This is a genomic window from Tessaracoccus sp. O5.2 (assembly GCF_964266725.1).
GTDB lineage: Bacteria > Actinomycetota > Actinomycetes > Propionibacteriales > Propionibacteriaceae > Arachnia > Arachnia lapidicapta.
Genome location: NZ_CAXWGV010000052.1, coordinates 98,869 through 119,494, shown reverse-complemented (window position 1 = coordinate 119,494; position 20,626 = coordinate 98,869). Strand labels below are relative to the sequence as shown.

At 69.5% G+C, this 20,626-nt stretch carries 20 protein-coding genes and 1 tRNA gene; 11 read left to right on the top strand and 10 right to left on the bottom strand.

From position 1 onward, the window contains the following. Positions 1-106 precede the first annotated feature (106 nt). Genes ACFQPD_RS12420 through ACFQPD_RS12410 form a run of 3 tightly spaced genes read left to right on the top strand, consistent with a single transcriptional unit; the run spans position 107 to position 2,038 of the window. Positions 107-559, top strand: a complete 453-nt coding sequence (locus ACFQPD_RS12420) for a septum formation initiator family protein (protein ID WP_385901034.1) — start codon at positions 107-109, stop codon at positions 557-559. A gap of 52 nt (positions 560-611) precedes the next feature. After that, positions 612-1,115, top strand: a complete 504-nt coding sequence (locus tag ACFQPD_RS12415) for a DUF501 domain-containing protein (protein ID WP_385901032.1) — start codon at positions 612-614, stop codon at positions 1,113-1,115. Further along, positions 1,112-2,038 carry an exopolyphosphatase gene (locus tag ACFQPD_RS12410; RefSeq protein ID WP_385901030.1) on the top strand — a complete coding sequence of 309 codons (927 nt, stop codon included), beginning with the start codon at positions 1,112-1,114 and terminating at the stop codon, positions 2,036-2,038. Before ACFQPD_RS12415 ends, ACFQPD_RS12410 begins: the two co-directional genes overlap by 4 nt. Before the next feature lie 18 nt (positions 2,039-2,056). Here ACFQPD_RS12410 and ACFQPD_RS12405 read toward each other — a convergent pair whose 3' ends face one another. The 5 genes from ACFQPD_RS12405 to ACFQPD_RS12385 all read right to left on the bottom strand — a co-directional run bounded on the left by ACFQPD_RS12405 (position 2,057) and on the right by ACFQPD_RS12385 (position 6,154). After that, positions 2,057-3,475, bottom strand: coding sequence for an SPFH domain-containing protein (locus ACFQPD_RS12405; protein WP_353082191.1), 1,419 nt, complete (start codon positions 3,473-3,475; stop codon positions 2,057-2,059). A 20-nt stretch (positions 3,476-3,495) separates the two neighbouring features. After that, a complete protein-coding gene (locus tag ACFQPD_RS12400; RefSeq protein WP_385901029.1) occupies positions 3,496-4,014 on the bottom strand; it encodes a hypothetical protein in 519 nt (172 codons plus the stop codon). Between the two features lie 65 nt (positions 4,015-4,079). Continuing rightward, positions 4,080-5,411: a hypothetical protein gene (locus ACFQPD_RS12395; protein WP_385901027.1), complete on the bottom strand. Its 1,332-nt coding sequence runs from the start codon at positions 5,409-5,411 to the stop codon at positions 4,080-4,082. Between the two features lie 168 nt (positions 5,412-5,579). After that, the gene (locus ACFQPD_RS12390; protein WP_385901025.1) at positions 5,580-5,900 is read right to left on the bottom strand and encodes a hypothetical protein; all 321 of its coding nucleotides are present in this window, start codon (positions 5,898-5,900) and stop codon (positions 5,580-5,582) included. After that, entirely contained in the window at positions 5,900-6,154 is a 255-nt protein-coding gene (locus tag ACFQPD_RS12385) for a hypothetical protein (RefSeq protein ID WP_385901023.1), read from the bottom strand. The genes ACFQPD_RS12390 and ACFQPD_RS12385 overlap by 1 nt, the downstream gene beginning before the upstream one ends. Before the next feature lie 143 nt (positions 6,155-6,297). Here ACFQPD_RS12385 and ACFQPD_RS12380 point away from each other — a divergent pair, with 143 nt between their 5' ends. Genes ACFQPD_RS12380 through ACFQPD_RS12360 form a run of 5 tightly spaced genes read left to right on the top strand, consistent with a single transcriptional unit; the run spans position 6,298 to position 12,275 of the window. After that, positions 6,298-8,154, top strand: a complete 1,857-nt coding sequence (locus ACFQPD_RS12380; protein ID WP_385901022.1) for a hypothetical protein — start codon at positions 6,298-6,300, stop codon at positions 8,152-8,154. A gap of 2 nt (positions 8,155-8,156) precedes the next feature. Further along, positions 8,157-9,740, top strand: coding sequence for a type I restriction-modification system subunit M (locus tag ACFQPD_RS12375; protein WP_385901021.1), 1,584 nt, complete (start codon positions 8,157-8,159; stop codon positions 9,738-9,740). Further along, positions 9,737-10,840: a restriction endonuclease subunit S gene (locus ACFQPD_RS12370; protein ID WP_385901019.1), complete on the top strand. Its 1,104-nt coding sequence runs from the start codon at positions 9,737-9,739 to the stop codon at positions 10,838-10,840. The genes ACFQPD_RS12375 and ACFQPD_RS12370 overlap by 4 nt, the downstream gene beginning before the upstream one ends. 37 nt (positions 10,841-10,877) lie before the next feature. Further along, the gene (locus ACFQPD_RS12365; protein ID WP_385901017.1) at positions 10,878-11,180 is read left to right on the top strand and encodes a type II toxin-antitoxin system RelE/ParE family toxin; all 303 of its coding nucleotides are present in this window, start codon (positions 10,878-10,880) and stop codon (positions 11,178-11,180) included. Positions 11,181-11,192: 12 nt separating this feature from the next. Beyond that, complete coding sequence (locus tag ACFQPD_RS12360) at positions 11,193-12,275, top strand: HigA family addiction module antitoxin (RefSeq protein WP_385901015.1); 1,083 nt, start codon at positions 11,193-11,195, stop codon at positions 12,273-12,275. A 398-nt stretch (positions 12,276-12,673) separates the two neighbouring features. Here ACFQPD_RS12360 and ACFQPD_RS12355 read toward each other — a convergent pair whose 3' ends face one another. The 3 genes from ACFQPD_RS12355 to ACFQPD_RS12345 form a co-directional block, all read right to left on the bottom strand. Next, entirely contained in the window at positions 12,674-13,312 is a 639-nt protein-coding gene (locus tag ACFQPD_RS12355; RefSeq protein WP_385901014.1) for a hemolysin III family protein, read from the bottom strand. A 313-nt stretch (positions 13,313-13,625) separates the two neighbouring features. Further along, complete coding sequence (locus tag ACFQPD_RS12350) at positions 13,626-13,940, bottom strand: type II toxin-antitoxin system PemK/MazF family toxin (RefSeq protein ID WP_385901012.1); 315 nt, start codon at positions 13,938-13,940, stop codon at positions 13,626-13,628. A gap of 3 nt (positions 13,941-13,943) precedes the next feature. Next, positions 13,944-14,177 carry a YlcI/YnfO family protein gene (locus ACFQPD_RS12345; protein WP_385901010.1) on the bottom strand — a complete coding sequence of 78 codons (234 nt, stop codon included), beginning with the start codon at positions 14,175-14,177 and terminating at the stop codon, positions 13,944-13,946. Positions 14,178-14,299: 122 nt separating this feature from the next. Between ACFQPD_RS12345 and ACFQPD_RS12340 the strand changes: the two genes are divergently transcribed. Then, the gene (locus ACFQPD_RS12340) at positions 14,300-17,416 is read left to right on the top strand and encodes a type I restriction endonuclease subunit R (RefSeq protein ID WP_385901008.1); all 3,117 of its coding nucleotides are present in this window, start codon (positions 14,300-14,302) and stop codon (positions 17,414-17,416) included. 12 nt (positions 17,417-17,428) lie between these two features. Further along, positions 17,429-17,502, top strand: a tRNA-Leu gene (locus ACFQPD_RS12335). A gap of 2 nt (positions 17,503-17,504) precedes the next feature. Here the strand turns inward: ACFQPD_RS12335 and ACFQPD_RS12330 are convergent. Continuing rightward, positions 17,505-18,923, bottom strand: a complete 1,419-nt coding sequence (locus ACFQPD_RS12330) for an MBL fold metallo-hydrolase RNA specificity domain-containing protein (protein WP_385901006.1) — start codon at positions 18,921-18,923, stop codon at positions 17,505-17,507. A gap of 128 nt (positions 18,924-19,051) precedes the next feature. Here ACFQPD_RS12330 and ACFQPD_RS12325 point away from each other — a divergent pair, with 128 nt between their 5' ends. Continuing rightward, positions 19,052-19,876, top strand: coding sequence for a Bax inhibitor-1/YccA family protein (locus tag ACFQPD_RS12325; RefSeq protein WP_385901004.1), 825 nt, complete (start codon positions 19,052-19,054; stop codon positions 19,874-19,876). Here the strand turns inward: ACFQPD_RS12325 and ACFQPD_RS12320 are convergent. Beyond that, entirely contained in the window at positions 19,866-20,558 is a 693-nt protein-coding gene (locus ACFQPD_RS12320) for an NUDIX hydrolase (RefSeq protein WP_385901002.1), read from the bottom strand. The two genes, ACFQPD_RS12325 and ACFQPD_RS12320, sit on opposite strands and share 11 nt — an antisense overlap. Positions 20,559-20,626: the final 68 nt, after the last annotated feature.

The following is a 20,626-nucleotide window of genomic DNA, read 5'->3' as shown; positions in this document are numbered from 1 at the left end:
GCGTCCGGGGGAGCGCACCCGCCCCCGGGTCGAACCGCTCCCGGACCGCGACGTCACCGCCGCGATGGACCCCAAGCCGGGCCCGATTCCCCGCGCGCAGCGCGCCATGTCCGCGACCTGGCGGCTCATCGTTCTGCTCGTCGTGATCGCGGGCCTCGGTCTGGTCCTGGCGCACTCGTTGCGCGTCTACTTCGCCCAGTCCCAGGAGATCGCCGCGGTGCGGGCCGACATCGCCGCCAAACAGGAACAGATCGCCGACCTCGAAGACAAGCTCAACCGCTGGAACGATCCGGAGTACGTGCGCTCCGTCGCCCGGGTCCGGCTCGGGTGGGTCATGCCCGGCGAGGTTGGCTACCGCGTGATCGGTGCTGACGGTCAGCCGCTGGAGGGCCCGGAGATCGAGACGCCGGCGGATCGCGAGGAGCCGGGACTCTGGTGGGAGAAGATGTGGCGGTCGGTGGAGATCGCCGATGCGCCGGAGCCTGAACCCACCCCCGCCCCCAGCCCGGAGCCGGACCGCACCATCCAGCCGAGTCCTGCCCCCACCCCCGAGCGCTGACTCTCGGCGGAGTCCGACCCGCTAGGCTCGGACGTCCAGTGAGGAGGCGCCCATGAGCGAGCACACCCAACCGAGCGACGAGGATCTCGCCGCCGTCGCGGCGCAGCTCGGCCGCGAACCCCGCGGCGTGCTGGCCGTGGCCTGGCGCTGCCCCTGCGGGAAGCCTGGCGTCGTCACGACGGCACCTCGCCTCCCCAACGGGACGCCGTTCCCCACGACCTACTACCTGACCTGTCAGCGAGCCGTCGCGGGCTGCTCGGCGCTCGAGGCCTCCGGCCTCATGACCGAGATGACGCAGCGCCTGGCCGAGGACGAGGACCTCGCGGCGCGGTACCGGGCGGCCCACGAGGCGTATCTGGCGGACCGGGCCGCGCTGGGACACGTCGAGGAGATCGACGGCATCTCCGCCGGCGGCATGCCGAACCGCGTCAAGTGCCTCCATGTGCTCGTCGGTCACGCCCTGGCGGCGGGGCCGGGCGTCAACCCGCTGGGCGACGAGGCACTGGAGCGGCTCGGCGAGTTCTGGGCCAACCCCTGTGCACGGGAGGACGCATGACCACCGTCGCCGCCGTCGACTGCGGCACCAACTCCATCCGCCTGCTCATCCTGCGTCGGGAAGAGGACGGCAGCATCACCGAGCTCGCCCGTGAGGTGCGCCTCGCGAGGCTCGGTCAGGGCGTCGACGCCACCGGGGAGTTCCACCCGGACGCGCTGGCCCGCGCCAACGTGATCTTCGAGGAGTACGCGGGGCTCATCGACGCAGAAGGGACAGATGAGGTGCGGTTCGTGGCGACGTCCGCCGCGCGCGACGTCAGCAACCGCGCGGAGTTCGAGCGCAACGTCCGGGACCGGCTGGCGGTCGCCGTCGACGTCATCACCGGCGACGAGGAGGCCCGCCTGTCCACCATGGGCGTGTTGAGCGGCGTCGACGCACACACCCCGGCCCTCGTCTTCGACATCGGGGGCGGCTCCACCGAACTCATCGTGGTCGAGGACGGCGCCGCGGTCCGATCTGCCCTCAGCCTCGACATCGGCGCCGTGCGCATCAGGGAACGGTTCCTGCACTCGGATCCCGCGACCGCCGACGAGGTCGCTGCCGCGCGCGAGCACGTCGGAGCGCTCCTCGACGGGGCGGGCGTGGATTTCGCGGCCTTGAAATCGGCCATCGGGGTGGCGGGGACCGTCACCAGCGTCGCCGCGTCGGTCCTGGGCCTGCAGCAGTACTCGCGCCAGGCCGTGCACGAGACGGTGCTCAGCCGCGCCGACATCGACCGGACCGTGTCGCGTTGGCTGGCCCAGACCGCTGAGCAGACGGCCGCCGAGCCGTGCATGCATCCGCTCCGCGCCGCCGTGCTCGGGGCCGGCGGCCTGATCCTGGACGAGATCTCCCGCCGCGTCCCGGACGGGGCGGTGCGGGTGAGCGAGACCGACATCCTCGACGGCATCGCGCTCGGTCTCCTCGGCCGGACCGCCGGCTGAGGAGACCGAGCGCCTCCGTCACTCGGCCGAGGCGCGATCCCTCGACGCGAACCGGTCGAGGGCCGCGGTGAGGTCGTAGCCCGTGGTGTCCTTCACCATCTGCAGCGTCTGCAGCATGTTGGTGGTCACCGTCTTCGGGAGCGCCGAGGCGCCCTCGGTCGAGACGACCGTCAGGGTGTCGATGTTCGCCATCGGGGCGGCCACCTTCTCCGCGATCTGCGGCAGCACCTCAATCAGCATCTGCAGGACGGCTGCGTCGTTGTAGTGCGCGAAGGCTTCGGCCCGCTTGTCCATCGCCTCCGCCTCCGCCTGACCGACGGCGAGCACGGCGGCGGCCTTCGCCTCGCCTTCGGCGCGGACCGCCTCGGCCTCCGCGGTACGACGCGACTTCTCGCCCACACCGGTGAGCCGGGCCTTCTCCGCCTCCGCCTCGGCGTTGGCGATCGAGGCGGCCTTGCGGGCCTCGGCCTCGAAGATCGCAGCGTTGCGCTGCGCCTCCGCGGCGGTCTCGACGCGGTACCGCTCGGCGTCTGCCGGCCGGCGCACCTCGGTGTCCAGCTGGCGCTCCTTCAGCGCCGCCTGCGCCACGGCCACCTTCTCCTGCTCCAGCAGGATCGCCTGATCCCGGTCCGCCTGAGCCAGGGGCCCGGCCGCGGCGGCCTGCGCCCGGGCGGCGTCCGTCTCCGCCTGGATCTCGGCCTGCTTGAGGACGAGCGCCCGGTTGGCGATCGCGATCTCCTGCTCGGCCGCGATCTGCGCCTGCTCGGCCTCGCGGCGTGCCTCCGCCTCGGCCACGGCAGCCATCCGGCCCAGCTTGGCCGACTCGGGGCGGCCGAGATCGGACAGGTAGGAGCCGTCGTCGGTGATGTCCTGGATCTGGAACGTGTCGAGGACGAGCCCCTGACCGGTGAGCGATGACTCGGACTCGTCGGTGACGCGCTGGGCGAAGGCGGCGCGGTCGCGGATGATCTGCTCGACCGTCAGCGACCCGACGATGGAGCGCAGCGACCCGGCCAACGTCTCCTGCGTGAAGGTCTCGATCTCGCCCTGCTGGGACAGGAAGCGCTGCGCCGCGGCGCGGATGGAGTCCTCGTTGCCGCCGACCTTGACGATGGCGACGCCGTCGACGTTGAGCTTGATGCCCTGTCCGGACACCGCGTTGCGGATGGTCACCATGATGCGGCGGGACGACAGGTCCAGGACGTGGAGGCGTTGGATGAACGGCACGACGAACACGCCGCCGCCCATGACGACCTTCTGGCCGCTGAGGTCGGTGGACACCAGCCCGGTCTCGGGGTTCCGCACCTCCTTGCCTTTGCGTCCGGTGATGATGAAGGCCTCGTTGGGCTTGGCCACCTTGTAGCGGCTGGCGATGAGCAGGCCCACGAGGAGCAGCAGGAGGAGGAGGCCTCCTACGGCGAGGACGGCGGGTGGCATGGGGTGCCTTTCTGTCGGGTTCAGTTGGTGGAGTCGGGCAGTGCGGCCGCCGGGGTGACCTCGACGGCGGTGGGGGAGACGATGGCGGAGATCCACACGTCGGTCCCCGTTGGGATGGGCGAGTCGGCGCGGGCGGCGAGCTTGCGGACATGCCCGGCGATGCTGACGTGGACCTCGCCGTAGCCCCCGACGGGAATGTCGGTGATGACCCGGGCAGGGTGGCCGAGCATGGCGTCCGGGCGGAGCGCGGCTGAGTTCTCACCGGAGCGCAGGGCGCGGGTGAGGCTGATGGCGCCCCAGGCCGCGGCGGCACCGACCACGATCCCCGTGAGGACCGCCAGCAGGGTGTTCGGCACGAGCGCGAGCGCCAGCGCGCCGCCGAAGCCGAACGCTCCGATGAAGGCGGCCAGGCTGGACACCGAGAACAGGTCGCTGTCCAGGGCGTCGAGGCCGAGGACGCCGTCGAGGACATCGCCGATTACGAGGGTCACCACGACGAGGGCGAGACCGATCCCACCGATGAGCAGGAATGTGGTCATGGCTGCACCCTTCCGTGGGCGGACACATCCACCCTAGCGGGAGGCCAGGTCAGCGCGACTTGGCCCTAGTCGAGCGCGCGGGTGCCGGTGGTGGTGACTTCGTAGGTGAAGCCGAGTGGGCTGAACCAGATGAGTTGTCCGGGTCTGGGTTGGTCGACGCGCCAGGCGCGGCGGGTCTTGGCGCGGTGGACGGTGCGGCCCAAGGGTGCGAGGTTCCCGACGCGGGTCTGCCCACGGCAGCCGAGCCGGTAGGCGCGGGTGTGGTCGACATCCAGGCCCTGGGACCGGTGCTGCCGGTAGAGGAACATGTCATGCTCGAACTGGAGCAGGAGGCCCTTCTTCAGCGGCACCGACGGCACGTACTGGTCCTCGGCGGGCAGCTCGGGCAGGTCGATGACGGGCTGGATCTTCACATCCAGCCCGGGCAACAGCTCGGCCAACAGCGCGGTGGTGATGTGGCCGGCTTTGTCGACGCGGGCGGCGCCGGTGAGCCGGCCGACGGCGTCGGTGTGGATGTGGACCGCAAGCTCAAGGGTGGGGCGCAACCGCGACAGGGGCGCGGTGATCGTCCCGCACAGCGCGCCGAGGCAATGCGGATCATGCCGCTGCCCACCCGCCTCGGAGGCTGGATCTTCGACCGGGTCGTCGAGCAGCGACGGCTGCGCCGCGCGCTGCAGCAGCGCCAGCGCGTAGGCGGGGTTGGCCAACACACCCAGCGCCTTCGCGCGCAGGATCGTCTTGGTCTGGCCGGGCTGCTCCACGGCCAGAATGTCGGCGACCCTGTCGACCGCCGCATCCAGGTAGCGGGCATCCAGCACGTCCAGGCGTCCGGTGAGGTTCATCACGCCCTCGTACAGACCCCACACGTGGACCCCGCGATCCTGGCGCTGTTTGACCTCCTGTGCGGCGGCTCGTGCCGGGTCAGCGTCGATGATCAGCTTCTTCAACCAGTTGAACGCCGCGGTCCAGCCGAGCTTTCCCTGTCGCCCGAGCCACCGGCTCGTGACCTGCTCGGCCACCTCCTGCGGCAGGCCGCTGCACAGATCGGCCGCCTTACACGCCCGTGCTGGCTCGACCTCGAACAGGCGCACCGCCCGGAACAGCTCCGGATGGCGATACTTCAGGTTCAGCGCGTCGGCGAGCTTCGTGGCCGCCGCCATCGGCGTGCAGCGCAGCAGCCCCGCCAACTCCAACGCGATGAACTCCGACACCCCCGGCGTCCCCGCGCCACCCACCGTGACCTTCCGCTCGGCCAGGATCTCGTGGACCTCGTCACAGCCGACCGAGTACTCCTCGGCCAACTCACACATCAAGGTCACGGTGTTCGCTTCCGCGACCCGGCGCAACTCATCCGTGGAACGCAACTGCTCCGCGATCCTGCGCGCCACCTCTGTCATGACCCCCACGCTACGGACCACCACCGACAATTTCCGATCATGCGAGCGAATCTGCGGATTTCCAGTCAGATTCTCGCTGGTCCGGGGTCAACACATGACAGGGCCGCCGGCGAGTCAAGTGCCCCCCAGAACACTCGTCTCGCCGGCGGCGGCTCGCGGGTCCTCCACTCAGGAGGCGGCGACGGTCCACGCCCCATCGGCGGTGATGAGCAGGAGGGAGGGGCCGGCCATCAGCGGCACACTGCCCTCGTAGGGACCGATCTCGTTGATGAGCAGATTGGGCCAGGTGCCATCGGACTGATGGACCACGAAGTTGGCCGTCCCGGTGTGGGTGATCGATGCCACGGCTGCCGGCCCCTCGTACTTGTAGACGGCGTCACCGCTGCCCTTGAGTGGCCCGGCGGCTAGCGGCGCCGTGGTGATGGGGGAGATCTGGACGGTCCAGGACCCGTCGGCCGTGATCTGGAGCATGCCGCTCTTGTCTCCCATCAGCCCGTAGGGCACGGTGCCGGAGTAGGCGCTGGGCTGGGCTGCGCCGACGTCGCTGCCGGAGCGGAGCTCGAGGCGGGGGCGGCGGCCGGCTGCGCCGTCTCGGCGGGATCTGAGAGTGCGCCCCCGATGCCGGCCAGCACCAGGAGGCCGGCGGGAATCATGATGCGCTTCTTGCGGTACCACGGCCTGGTTGCGGTCGGCTGGGGGGCGGCGGTACCGGCGGGCGGCTGCCACTGGGGGGTGGTGGTCACGGTGACTCCTTCGGGTTGATGGTGACTCCACCATCCCAAGCCGTGGTCATCCGGTGTATTAGCACGCCCGATAACAGGGGTTATCGCAAATCAAGTGAGCATGTTCCACCGCGTCGCTAGTGTGGGCGAAGAAGGGAGGGTGTATGCGCATCACTGCTGCCGACGTGGCGATGATCGCGCGCGTCCGCCGCCCCGTCGTCTCCATGTGGCGCAAGCGATACGCCGGGACCGACGCCTTCCCTGCGCCAGACATCGACGGGCGGTTCGACGCGGAGCGCGTCGTCAGCTGGCTCTCCGAGCACGGGCGCGGGAACAACCCGCAGCCCGAGCGAACGCTGCCGCTGCTCGGCATGCTGATCGGGGCGCGCACGGACGTGGCGCGGGCGATGGAGCTGTCCGCCGTGCTCGCGCTTCGGGCGGCCTACGGCGATGACCTCGTCGACGATCTCACTTCGCGCGCAGCGGCACTCGGCGGACTCGACAAGCTGGACCGGCTCGGCTGCTTCGGCAGCGAGGTCCTGGCTCTCGGCCCTGGCCTGCCGGAGACTGCCGCGGCCGTCGACGCCTTCCTCGACGAGCGCTTCGGCGCGGCCGACGCCATGCGGTGGTTGACCGATGACTGCCTCGTTCGCCACCTCCCGACCTTCGCCGCCGCGGGCCTGTCTGACGTGGCGGCAGGGCTGGTTGCACGGGCCGCCGTCGCGCTCGCGGACCTCTCCCCGCAACCCTCTCTCCTCGATTCGGCAGGCACCGGCTTCTCCTGGCTGCAGCACCTCCCCTCGGAGTGGCCCGCGCCGGTGGGGATCCGGATGCACGAGTCACCGGTGGGCCGCCACTCCCGGCGGGTCCTGCAGGTGGGGGAGTGGGACGCGCAGCCGGTGGACGACGAGCGCGGCTGGGCGGTCGCCGTCGACGCCGCCCTCGACGCCGAGCCCTCGGAGCTGTTCGCGCGCGCCGCGCTCGGTGACGACGGCCAGGTCCGGCTGGTGCTGGGCCCCGCCAGACTCCTGACCGATCCTGCCGGAGACGTCGCCGCGCGCGACGCACTCCTCCGCGATGGCGTGGTCCGGGCCGTCGTCAAGCTGCCGGCCGGCTGCCGTCCCGCCCACCCGCGCGAGGCGCTGGCGCTCTGGCTGGTGGCGGAGCGCGACGAGTTGCCGTTCGAGCAGCACCGCACCTTCGTCGCTGACCTCACCGGCTCGGATCTGACGGCCCCGCTGGTCGCCGACCTCGTCGTCGATCTCACCGTCGCCGCGCAGGACCTCCCCGCCCAGCAGCACCGAGCGTGGCGCGTCCTGCGCCCGGCCCTCACCCGGCACCTCCTTGCCCGCGGCGGCTCACTCGTGTCCACCTCGCAACCTCCGTCTGGCAAACACACCTCGGCGCCTTCGCCGGAGGAGCTGCGGGCCAAGGCCGCCGCGGCCGGCGTCGACGGGGTCCAGGTCACGCCCGGCGTCGGGGCACCCCGCCGCGACACCACCGCCCAGGACGGCATCACCGACGGCTGGCTCAAGCTCCTCCCCGGCTCCCGGAGCTCGCCCGCCCGGCTCGGCGACGGCGACCTCACCGTCTGGATGGTCCAAGGCGGACGCCTCGCCCGGACGGCCACCGCGGACCGGCTCACCGCCCTCGCCCGCCCCCGCACGTGGCTGACGCAGCCGGGAGACGTGATCCTCGGCCCCGGCCCGACCGCCGTCGTCGACCCCGACGGCGGCTCGCTCGTCGCCGCCCCCGCCCGGGCACTTCGCCTCGGCGCGGACGCGCCCGTGACCGCCCAGCAACTGGCCCGCGCCGTCGCCACCGCGCCGCGCGGCACCAGGCCGCCCCAGTGGCGGCTCACCCCGCTCGATCCTTCCCAGCGCGCCGCACTGTCGGCGGCGGCTGACAGGATTGGGCAGCGTCGGGCAGAGCTCACCGCCCAGCTCGACGCCCTCAACTCGTTCGAGGACGCCCTCCTCGACGCCTGCGAGACCACCACCCTCACCCTGGAGACCCGCTGACCATGGCCAGAACACCCGCCGCCCCCGCCGCGCCCAGCACCGCGAAGGAGCTCAAAGACCTGCTGTGGAAGTCGGCTGACAAGCTGCGCGGCTCGCTGGACGCCAGCCAGTACAAGGACATCGTGCTGGGGCTGGTGTTCCTCAAGTACGTCTCCGACGCGTTCGAGGAGCGCCGCGAGCAGATCCGCGAGGAACTCATCATCGAGGGCTACGACGAGGCCACCGTCGCCGAGACGCTGGAGGATCGCGACGAGTACACCGGCTCGCAGGTGTTCTGGGTGCCGCAGGAGGCCCGGTGGTCCTACCTCGCCGCGCACGCCAAGGGCACGCCGGACAAGTCCACCGGCGAGCTCGTCGACGAGGCCATGCGCCGCCTCATGGAGGAGAACAAGTCGCTGGCCGGGACGCTGCCCATGGTGTTCAACCGGTCCAGCGTGGACATGCGCCGCCTCTCGGAGCTGATCGACCTGCTCAACGGCGCCCGCTTCACCGGCGCCGGCGCCACCAAGGCCCGCGACCTCCTGGGCGAGGTCTATGAGTACTTCCTGGAGAAGTTCGCCCGCGCCGAGGGGAAGCGCGGCGGCGAGTTCTACACCCCCGCCGGCGTGGTGCGGGTGCTCGTCGAGGTGCTGCGCCCCACGTCGGGCCGCGTCTACGACCCCTGCTGCGGATCGGGGGGCATGTTCGTGCAGGCGGAGAAGTTCCTCGAGTCGCACCACCGCTCGCCCGGCAGTATCTCCGTCTACGGGCAGGAGCTCAACGAGCGCACCTGGCGGATGGCGAAGATGAACCTGGCCATCCACGGCATCCTCGGCAACCTCGGCCCCACCTGGGGCGACACGTTCGCCCGCGACCTCCACCCGGACCTCAAGGCCGACGTGGTCATGGCCAATCCGCCGTTCAACATCAAGGACTGGGCCCGCCGCGAGGATGACGCCCGCTGGGCCTACGGCGTCCCGCCGGCCGGGAACGCCAACTACGCCTGGCTGCAGCACATCCTCAGCAAGCTGGCGCCCGACGGCCAGGCGGGCGTGGTGATGGCCAACGGCTCGATGTCGTCCAACAGCGGCGGCGAGGGCCAGATCCGCGCCGAGATGGTGGAGGCGGACGTGGTGAGCTGCATGGTGGCACTCCCCACCCAGCTGTTCCGCTCCACCGGCATCCCCGTGTGCGTGTGGTTCCTGGCCAAGAACAAGGGCGCCGCCGGCGAGGCGACGACCGACCGCCGCGGCCAGACGCTGTTCATCGATGCCCGCAACCTCGGCCACATGGTCGACCGGGCGGAGCGCGCCCTGAGCGATGACGACATCGCCAGGATCGCGGGCACCTTCGCCGCCTGGCGCGGCATCGAGGGCGAGTACGACGACGTGCCGGGCTTCTGCCGCTCCGTCCCGACGGTGGAGATCAAGGCCGCCGGCTACGCCCTGACCCCGGGCCGCTACGTGGGCACCGCGGCGGTGGAGGACGACGGCGAACCCCTCGACGAGAAGATCGAGCGGCTGACCAGGGAGTTGTTCGAGGCGATGGACGAGTCCGCCCGCCTCGACGCCGTCGTCCGCGAGCAGTTGGGGAGGGTCAGCCGATGACATACGTAGCTCTCGGCGATGTCACACGGAACCTGGATGCGAAAAGGGTGCCAGTCAGATCGTCGTCTCGACAACCTGGTCCGTACCCCTATTACGGGGCTTCGGGGATCGTCGACTGGGTGAGCGACTTCTTGTTTGAGGGCCGCCATCTGCTCGTCGCCGAGGATGGAGAGAATCTTCGCAGTCGGAACACGCCTGTTGCTTTCCTGGCTGACGGGAAATTCTGGGTCAACAACCACGCTCATGTGCTGACGGCTGTCCCTGGTATCTCCGACATCCGTTACCTGTGCTACCAGCTGCAGCTCACCGACATGACCGGGTACTTGACCGGCTCGGCTCAGCCCAAGCTAAACCGCTCGGCGCTCGACAGTATCCAAGTCTGGCTTCCTGACCTCGCCACCCAAACCGCCATCGCCGACGTCCTGGGAGCGCTGGACGACAAGATCGCCGCCAACGAGCGTCTGGCCAGTGTGAGCATGGAGCTTGCCCTGGCCAGTTTCGAGCGTGCGGTTCGAGACCTTCCGCAGGTTGCCATCAGCGAACTATCCACAGCTGTGCTGGGAGGGACGCCGGACCGGGGTATTCCGCGCTACTGGGGTGGAGGCATTGCCTGGGTATCTGTGGCGGACGTCACGAAGGCCGCTCATGGGTACCTGATCAGCACCGAAGAGTCCATCTCTGTCGAGGCGACGCAGAAGACCCGTGCTCGCGTGGTGCCGGCTGGTTCAACGATCGTGACCGCAAGGGGAACGGTGGGAAAACTGGCTCGCACTGGATTCGACGGTGCGTTTAACCAGTCCTGCTACGCCTTCGTACCGGGCGCTGTCCCTAGCCATCTGCTGTTCTTCGCGCTGGCCGCGGGGATGCTGCAGGCTCAGGCTCACTCCCATGGGACTGTATTCCAAACCATCACCATGCGGACGTTTGATCATCTCACGGTTCCTGATGTGCGGCTGGCCCCCGCATCTCTGGAAGACGCCCTCGCCTTGATAGTGGGCAGAGCCGACTCTGCGCTGCGTGAGAATCGGGTGCTCGCCGCGACCCGCGACGCCTTCCTCCCCGAGCTCATGTCCGGGCGGCTTGCCGTCAACAACATTTGACAGCCGTGCTAGCGTGTAACGAAGAAGGTTACATCCGTTGAGGATCAGCTACTCGTCCAATCAGCTTCGGAAGGAGTGCACCGACGAGCGTGAGATGAAGCGGAAACGCGGGTCGGTGGCTCCGAAACTGAGGCTGCGAATCAACGCTTTGAGTGCGGCAACGTCGTTGGAGGATCTGCAGACGTTGGATCCACTTGGCCGGTGGCACCCGTTGACGGCCAATCGCACTGGTCAATGGGCCGGGGACCTCAGTCGCAACTGGCGGCTCATCGTCGAGGATGACGGCGTCGAGGGCGGAGAGGTTTCGGTCATGGTGATCGAGATCCGGGACTACCACTAGAGGGGAGGGGACGTGGACAGGAACTATGCGGTTGCGCCGGGGGAGTACCTCGCCGAGTGGCTGGACGACGAGCACTTCACCCAGCAACAGCTGGCCGACAGGCTGGGGTGGAGCCGGAAGCGGGTGAACGAGATCGTCGGGGGCCGCGCCCCGATCTCCGCGGAGGCGGCCATCCAGCTGGAGCGGGTCACCGGCATCCCCGCGGACTCGTGGCTGCGCTTCGAGGCCGCCTACCGGGCCGACCTCGCCCGGCTGCACGACGCCGAGCAGCTTCAGGCGGACGTCGACGTGGTCGATGCGCGCGTGGCAACGTACCTGCGATCGCTCGGAGTCACGACGGCGACGGCCAGGAGCAAGACGCAGCTCGTGGCCGACTTCCTGCGCTTCCATCGCTGCGGCACGGTCGCCGCCTACCGGGAGCTGATGGCGGATCAGTTCCGGGGCGAGTTCCAGCTCGCGGCTCTGAAGGAGTCCACGGACGCCGTCGATCAGGGGCTGTTGATGGCCTGGCTCCGCGCAGGCGAGCTGACCCCCGAGTACGAGTCTGCCCGCGCCCTGGCCTTCGACGAGGAGGGCCTGCGGGCGCTGCTCCCCGAGCTGCGGGGCCGCGTCGCCACCCCCGACGACCGAATGATCGACGACGTGCGCGCCATGCTGCGAGCTGCAGGGGTGACGCTCCAACTCGTCGATCCGCCAGCTCGCTTCCCGTTGCACGGAGTCACCCGCTGGATCGACGGCCGGCACCCGTTGATCCAGCAGACCGGCCGCCGGGGCAAGGATGGCTTCATCATCTGGACGCTGTTCCATGAGCTGGGCCACATCCTGAACGACCCCCGCGGCGAGACCCACTTCGAGTTCAAGGACCCGAAGAAGCGGAACTCGCACGCGGAGAAGCAGGCCAACCAGTTCGCGATGGCAACGCTTTTCGGCGAGTCCGGGATCGAGCCGTTCGATGGACTCGAGCGCGACGGCGACATCCGTCGCGTGGCGCAGGAGGTGGGAATCTCCCCGGGGCTCGCGGTGTTCCAGATGCACCGGGCCCGGCTGCTCGACTACAACCGCGGCAACAAGCTCTGCGTCGATCTACGCGCCTGACTCCCGGCTGCTGCTCGTACGTCTGGTGGCTTCGGATCCAAAGGGGCGCTCTCGCTTCCCGAACAACAAAGACCGGCCCTGGGCCCAAAGGGCGGAACCGGTCGTGTTGGTCCAACCCTAACCCCTGTGACGGCTCTGTCATCTGGGCGGTCGTGGCCTCGGCAAGGTGGCCGCGTTGTTCTCGCGCGCATGTCTCGAGCATGCGGTCCATTCACTGCACATCACTGAGCGCTCACTGAACAACAGTGATGTGCAGTGAAGGAAAGTGACGAGTGAGGCCGAGACTGATGGACCTTGATCTGAGCACCGCGACCGTGCAGAGCCTTGACACTTTTCGAGTGTGGACGGAAAGCAGAACTCCGAGTGGGGCACGCGGCGTCATCTCGACAAGGCCTGGATCACGCGGGTAGCACGTAGAGATACATCAAGAGGTAGTGCAGGAACGCCGCGAGGGCCACGAGCACGTGCCAGATCTCGTGAAAGCCGAATATGCCGGGCCACGGGTTGGGCCGCTCGATCACGTAGATCACGAACCCCGCGCTGTACACCAGGCCGCCCGCCGCCAGCAGGACCAGTGCGGTCGGCGGGAGCGAGACGTCCGCGCCCAGCAGCGCGATGGTCATCCAGCCCAGCGTGATGTAGAGGGTGTTGGTGACGTACTTCGGGACTCGTCGCCACACGGAGCGCAGCACGATCCCCAGGATCGCGACGGCCCACACCGCGCCGAACACCGCCCATCCGTACACGCTGCGGAAGAGAACCAGCACCAGGGGAGTGACCGTGCCGGCGATCAGGGTGAAGACGGAAGCGTAGTCGAGCGTCCGTAGCGCCTCGTTGATTCGGGGGCCGCGATCGAGCCCGTGGTGGAGCGTGCTCGCCGCGAAGAGGGTCATGAGGGACAGGCCATAGATGCTGAAGCCGACGATCTTCCACGGGTCTCCCTGCGCGATGGCCTGGGAGACCAGCAGGACCGTCCCGAGGACCGAGAAGCAGAAGGCCACCAGGTGCGAGAGGGTGTTGAACCGCTCGTCGGTCACGTGGACGCTGCCGTCCCTGCTTCTGATAGCGCTGTTCACAAGCCGCCTTCCGCCGTGTGGCCGTGCGTGAGGGGGGTCCCGTCCTGACGCAGTTTACCGGGGCGAAACTGTCGTACCTGCGCCGTAGCGTCGGCGTCAGGAGTCGACACTCAGGTCGGCTCGCGAACGGTAGGAGGTCCTCGTAGGGTGGAGGATTCTCGGTCGGCGGCCAGGCGCGCGGCACGTGAAGCGGAGCTCTTCCACGGCACGGGTCGGCCCGAGAAAAGCCGCCGTGCACGATCCATGAGATGCGTCACGGCTGGCAAGCCGTTCATCAATCGAGCAACGGGATATCGAGGTCGTAGGCCAGGACGACCGCCCGGGCGAGCTCGGCCTCCTGTGCGTGGGTCAGAAACCCGACGGTGCGCCCGAGTAGCCTGCTCGGAACGGTGACGACGTTGTCGAGGGAGATCACGCCGTCGTGGTCGAGGCCGTTGGCAAGGCCGACCGGGACTTCGCTGGACAGGCCCTTGATTGTGGAGGTGATCGGCGCGATCGTGACTTTCGTCATGGCCGCCCGCGCGGCCTCGCGAGTCAGAACGACTGCTGGCCGTGTCTTGTCGAGCCGGACCAGGCAGATCTCACGCACGGGTCAGTCCTCGACGGTGGTGTGTGCGACGGACCAGTTGACCAGCTCGTCTAGCTCGTCAGCGGTGCCGCGCTCGCGGAGGATGACGGCGTCCTGCTCGGCAACCTGGCGGCGCATCTCTCGCTCGACCGCGCGAGCCACCAGCGCTGCTCGACTGGGAGCGTTGCCCGCGGCCACAGACTTGTCCAAGAAGGCCACCATGTCGTCGGGGAGTCGGATCGCGATCTGCACACTCATGGCACTAATCATACCGCCTCGGGTCCCATAGTGGGATGCATGCCATCGTCGTCCAACCTGGATAACGGGCGTTCTCGCACGCCGTCTCGGATGCGGACTGACATGCGGGCAGACTAGGGCTCATGCTCGAAGACGACCTCGAACTCCTCGCCCACGACTACCTGGGCGAACTCGGGTGGCGTCCGGTTCACGGCTCCGAGCTCAACGCCCGCCGCGCGTCGGCCGCGGACCCGGTGCTCGTCGTCGACTTCCGCTCGGCCCTGGCCCGCCTCAACCCGGCCGTGCCCGCGACACTGCTGGACCAGGCCGCCACAGAGATCCTGACGCCGGCGTCGCAGGACGCCGCCTCGGAGAACCTGCGCCTCCACGAGCTCATGGTGCACGGCTACCGCGGGGTCAGCTGGCTGGAGCCGGACGGCACCGAGCGCACGCCCACGCTCCGGCTGATCGATCCCGATCCGTCGGCCAACGACTGGTTGGCCGCGCGCCAGGTGATCGTCCGCGACCGCGACGCCCACCGTCGCTTCGACCTCGTCCTGTACTGCAACGGCCTGCCCGTCGGCATCGTCGAGCTGAAGAACGCCGGCGACCAGTCCGCCACCGTCGCCACCGCCCACGCCCAACTCGCCACCTACCTGCGCGAGTTCCCGATGGCCTTCCGCGCCTGCGTGGTCACGCTCCTCAGCGACGGCGTGGTGGCCAAGTACGGCAACCCGTTCGCCCCGCTCAACCACTACGCCGAATGGAACGTCGACGACGACGGCCTCCCGCTCGCCGACCAGGCGCCCGCGCTCGAATCGCTGCTCGACGGCGTGGCCAACCTGGAGCGCTTCGGCCAGCTGATGCGCAACTTCACCGCCTTCGCGGAGGGGGAGGGCCGCATCCTCAAGCGCACCGCCAAGCCGCACCAGTACTTCGCCGTCACCAAGGCCGTCGGCCGCACAGTCCAGGCGGTCGAGAGCGACGGCAAGGCCGGCGTCGTGTGGCACACGCAGGGCTCTGGCAAGTCGTTGGAGATGGAGTTCTACACCAACCTCCTCCTGCGCACCCCGCGCCTGCAGAACCCCACCATCGTGGTGGTGACCGACCGCACCGAACTCGACGGTCAGCTCTTCGACGGCTTCGCCGCCTCCAAGCTGTTCCCCGAGAAGCCGGAGCAGGTCTACACCCGGGAGGCGCTCCGCACGGCGCTTACCGAGCGGAACTCCGGCGGCATCCTGTTCACCACGCTGCAGAAGTTCGGCCGCACCCAGCAGGAGCGCGAGGCCGGGCGCGAGCACCCGCTGCTGTCGGGGCGACGCAACATCGTGGTCATCGTCGACGAGGCGCACCGCAGCCACTACGACGACCTCGACGGCTACGCCCGCCACCTCGCCGACGCCCTCCCCAACGCCACGCTCATCGCCTTCACCGGCACGCCCATCAGCTTCACCGACCGCAACACGCGTGAGGTGTTCGGCGACTACATCGACATCTACGACCTCACCCGCGCCGTCGCCGACGGCGCCACCGTGCCCGTCTACTACGAGCCGCGGCTGGTCACCGTCGGGTTCGACGACGGCGTCACCGCCGAGCAGCTCGACGCGGCGGCCGACGAGCTCACCCGCGACCTCGACGAGACCGAGCGCGAGCAGGTGGAGCGGTCGGTGGCAGTCATCAATTCCATCTACGGCGCGCCCGAGCGGCTGCGCACTCTGGCCGCGGACATCGTCGAGCACTGGGAGAAGCGCCGCGCCCGCATGTACCCGGAGATCGAGGGGCCGGGCAAGGGTCTGATCGTGTGCGCGACTCGCGAGATCGCCGCCAACCTGTACTCGGCCATCGTCGCGCTGCGGCCGGACTGGCACTCGGATGCCATCGACGGCGGCCGCATCAAGGTGGTCTACTCGGGCACCGCTTCGGACCAGCCCCCGATTAGCGACCACGTCCGCCGCGAGTCCGAGAACAAGGTGATCAAGAAGCGGCTCGCCACCGCCGAGGACCCGCTGGAGCTGGTCATCGTCAAGGACATGATGCTCACCGGCTACGACTCGCCGCCGCTGCACACCCTCTACCTCGATCGGCCGCTCAAGGGCGCGCTGCTCATGCAGACGCTCGCCCGGGTGAACCGCACGTTCCGCGGGAAGTCCGCCGGTTTGCTGGTGGCCTACGCCCCGCTTACCGACAACCTCGCCCACGCCTTGGCCGAGTACACCCTCTCGGACCAGCGCGAAAGGCCGATGGGGCGCGACGTCGGCGAGGCGGTCGAGCTGGCGCGGGCCCTCGTCGAGCAGCTCCGCGATCTCGTCCGGCCCGTGAACTGGCGGGCCAAGCTCGGCACACCCCGCGGCTGGATGGACGCCGCCCGGCTGCTGACCGCCTGGCTGCGGGACCCGCGTAACCCGGGCAACCGGGTCGCAGAGGGGCACGCGACGCTCACCGACAGGTACCGGCACCTCACCACGCAGCTCGGCCGCGCCTGGGCGCTCTCGGCCGGCGCCGACAACCTCGCCGACATCGCCGACGAGGTGCGGTTCTACGTTGAGGTGCGCGCCTGGGTGGCGAAGCTGGATGCCGCAGAGAGGGAGGCGGACGGGCGGCCGGTGCCGGAGGAGGTGGCGCGTGCGCTGCTTGCCGTCGTCGAGGACTCCACCGACTCGCGCGACGTCATCGACATCTACCAGATGGCGCAGATCACACCCCCCGACTTCGACCATCTGGCGCCGTCGGTGCTGGAAGAGGCGCAGGCGTCGCAGAACCCGCAGCTGGCGATCGAGGCGTTGCGGGCCGCGCTGCTTCTGGAAGCGGCGCGGGTCTCAGGCCGGAACCTGGTGCGGCAGCAGACGTTCGGCGATCGGGTGGCCGACGTGATCAACCGCTACACCAACGGGCAGCTGACCTCCGCCGAGGTCCTGCTGGAGCTGTGGCGGACGGCGGAGGAGATCGCGTCCGAGGCGCGACGGGGCGAGCAGTTCGACCCGCCGCTCGGCACGGACGAGCTGGCCGTCTACGACGCTGTCGCCGCCAACGACTCCGCCATGGAGGTGCTGGGGCAGCCGGTGCTTGGGCAGATCGCGCGCGAGTTGGTCGAAATGCTCCGACGCGACGCGAAGACGGACTGGACGGTGCGCGACGACGTGCGCGCCTCGATCCGGGCCAAGATCAAGCGCCTACTGCGCAAGTACAAGTATCCGCCGGACCGCTCCGAGGAGGCGGTGAAGCTGGTGGTGCAGCAGATGGAGGTGCTGTCGCGGGGATAAACTCGCCGGCACGCCCTCGTGGCCCAATCGGTAGAGGCAGGCGGCTTAAACCCGCTTCAGTACGGGTTCGAATCCCGTCGGGGGCACTTCAATCCGCGACGTCGAGGTCCTCCGGGTCCACGCCGTCGGCGAGCAGGCTCACCACCTCGCCGTACCGCGGCACCACCGCCACCCAGTCGAGCTCATCCGCGATCCGCCGGGCGAAGGTCTGGGCGACCTCCGGCTCGCCGTGCGTCACGAAGACCGTCTCCGGAGCGGGCCTGAGGGCGCGCAGCCAGTCCATCAGGTCGGACGCGTCTGCGTGGACGGAGAACTCGTCGTCGCGCACGATCTCCGCGCGCACCGGCACGTAGTGACCGAAGATCTTCACCTCCCGGGCCCCGCTCTCCAGCGCGCGTCCCCGCGTGCCCGCAGCCTGATAGCCCGTCAGAACCACCGTGTGCCGGGCATCGCCCAGGATCCGACGCAGGTGGTACAACACCCGCCCGCCTTCGGCCATGCCGGAGGAGCTGACGATGATCATCGGGTCGCTGCGCTCGTTCAGGCGACGCGACTCTCCGGCCGTGCGGGCCTCGGAGAGGTCGAGGTCCGAGAAGTCGGCGACGGTGATGTCGTGGTCCAACTCGTCCAGGGACTCGTCGCGGTAGGCCTCCAGTGCGGCCGAGGCCATCGGCCCGTCGACCACCACCGGGACGCGTGGGATCCGGCCCGCCCTGGTCAGCTGGACCAGGGCGTGGAGCACGAGTTCGGTGCGGTCGATCGCGAAGGCGGGGATCACGATCTGACCGCCGCGCTCCACGGTTCGGCGGACGGCTGCGGCGAGGGGCTCGTGCGGCTGCCGCGGCTCAGGGTGCTCGCGGTCGCCGTAGGTGGACTCGCAGACGACGACGTCCGCCCCGGGCGGCGTCTGGCGGTCCTTGAGGATCGGGTGGTCGTGGCGCCCCAGGTCGCCCGAGAAGAGCACGCTCCGCTCGCCCATCCGGACGTGGATACTGGCCGAGCCGAGGATGTGACCGGCGCGTACCCAACGAGCCGTGAGCCCGTGGAGGTCCACGTCGCGGTCCCAGGGGACCGCGTGGAACAGGGGCAGGGTGGCTTCGGCGTCCGCGACCGTGTAGATCGGCCGTGGGTCGGCGTGGCGTGAGTAGCCGCCGCGCACGGCGTCGGCCACGGCCTGTTCCTGCAGCTTGCCCGAGTCGCGCAGCACGATGGCAGCCAGCCGGATAGTGGCGGGGGTCGCCCAGATGCGCCCCCTGAACCCAGCCGCGACCAGGGCCGGGAGATACGAGGAATGGTCGGCGTGCGCGTGCGTGAGGAGGATGTCGGTGATCGACGACGGGTCGACGGGGAAGTCCTCGCGGTTCTTGAGCCGCCAACGTTTGTCGCCCTGGAACATGCCGGCGTCGACGAGGATCCGACGACCGTCCACGGTGATGAGGTACTTCGACCCGGTGACGGTCCCGGCGGCACCGAGGAAGGTCAGGGTCGCGACGTGCGGGGTGCCCATGACTCGATCGTGGCACGGGGCGGCGGCCCGCGGGCGCGAAGCGACAAGTGCGGATACTTGGCGCCCTCGGTACCATGGGCAGTGACCAATCTTCCTTCAGGTGGGGTCACCCAGAAAGAGCACAAGACATGGCCAATCCGATCATCGGTCGCCCCGACGCCTTCACGCGCGGGGCCGCCCCTCAGCCCCAGCCGGGCTACGGGTACGACCAGTACCAGCAGCCCGCCGGGCAGTACCCGCAGCAGGCTCCTTATGCCCCGTACCAGCAGCCGGTCCGCTCCGGCGGCGTGATGACGCTGGACGACGTCATCGCCAAGACCGCGATCACGCTGGGCGTGGTCCTCGTCGTCGCCATCGCCACGTTCATGTTCATCCCGACGGCGCTGCTTACCCCGGCGCTCATCGTGTCCGCGCTCGTCGGGTTCGTGACGGTGCTGTTCGTCGCGGGCCGCGCCAAGCTGCCCGTCGGCGGCGTCCTGTTCTACGCGGTCGTGGAGGGCATCTTCATCGGCGCGTTCTCGTTGATGTTCGAGATGATGTTCCCGGGCATCGTCGTGTCGGCGGTGCTGGCGACCTTCGTGACGGCCTTCGCCACGCTGGGCGCCTACAAGTTCTTCAACATCCGCGTCACGGCGAAGTTCCGCAAGGTCGTCACCATCGCGGTCATCTCCATGGCGGGCGTCTTCCTCGTCAACCTGGTCCTGGCCCTGTTCGGCATCGACCTCGGCCTGCGCTCGGTCGGCCCCGGGGCGGGTCTGCTCTCCATCGGGATCTCGATCCTCGCGGTGGTGCTCGCCGTCCTCAGCCTCGTCGTCGACTTCGACTCGGTCGAGCGCGGCATCCGCGCCCAGGCACCGGCTCAGGAGTCGTGGCGCGCGGCCCTCGGCATCACGGTCACCATGGTGTGGCTGTACACCGAGATCCTGCGCATCATGAGCTACTTCAGGGACTGACCGGACGCGACAGCTTCCGGGCGAACTGCGACAGCAGCGTCCGGGAGCTGTTGGTCCAATGCAACCTGCGCCAGTCGCGCACCGGCACCCAGTCGGCCCGCATCGTCGATCCACCCACGTCGTGGACGACGGGGTCGCTGGGTGCTTCGCATATCGCCCCGTAGACGACCCGCAGGGCGTGGAAGTCCTCCAGCCGCCCGGTCAGCGCCCGGCCCACCCAGTGTTCGGACTCGAGCGCCAGCACCCGGTCGATGACCACGTCCTGGCCGGTCTCCTCGAAGACCTCCCGCAGGACGGCGTCCGCGGGGGCCTCGCCCGGGTCCACGCCGCCGCCGGGCAGCGCCCACGTCCCAGGAGCCGCCGTGAGCGTCGAGTTCACCGTGCCGAGGATGCCGCGGTCCGACAGCACCAGCGCGTAGGCCCCGATGCGCTGATGGCGGTGCGGCGTCTCGCGCGACGACGCCACGTAGACCGTGTGCCGCTCCGGTGGCCGGTGGTCCGCCGGGGACACCTCGCGGACGAGCCACGTGAAGACGATCTCGTCCCCGTGCATGGCAGCGGCGAGGGGGCGCAGCGGGATGTAGCCATGGTCGAACATCGTCACCCGAGGGTGCTGGCCATGTTCGACGACGAAGCTGGCCACTGGCGCCCCAACCGGGTTGGTGACACCGATGACGCGCATTGGGCAAGTCTAGACGCTGCTGTCAGGCCACCGGTTTCCCCGGCGAGGCAGAGCGCCCGGCTAGGATG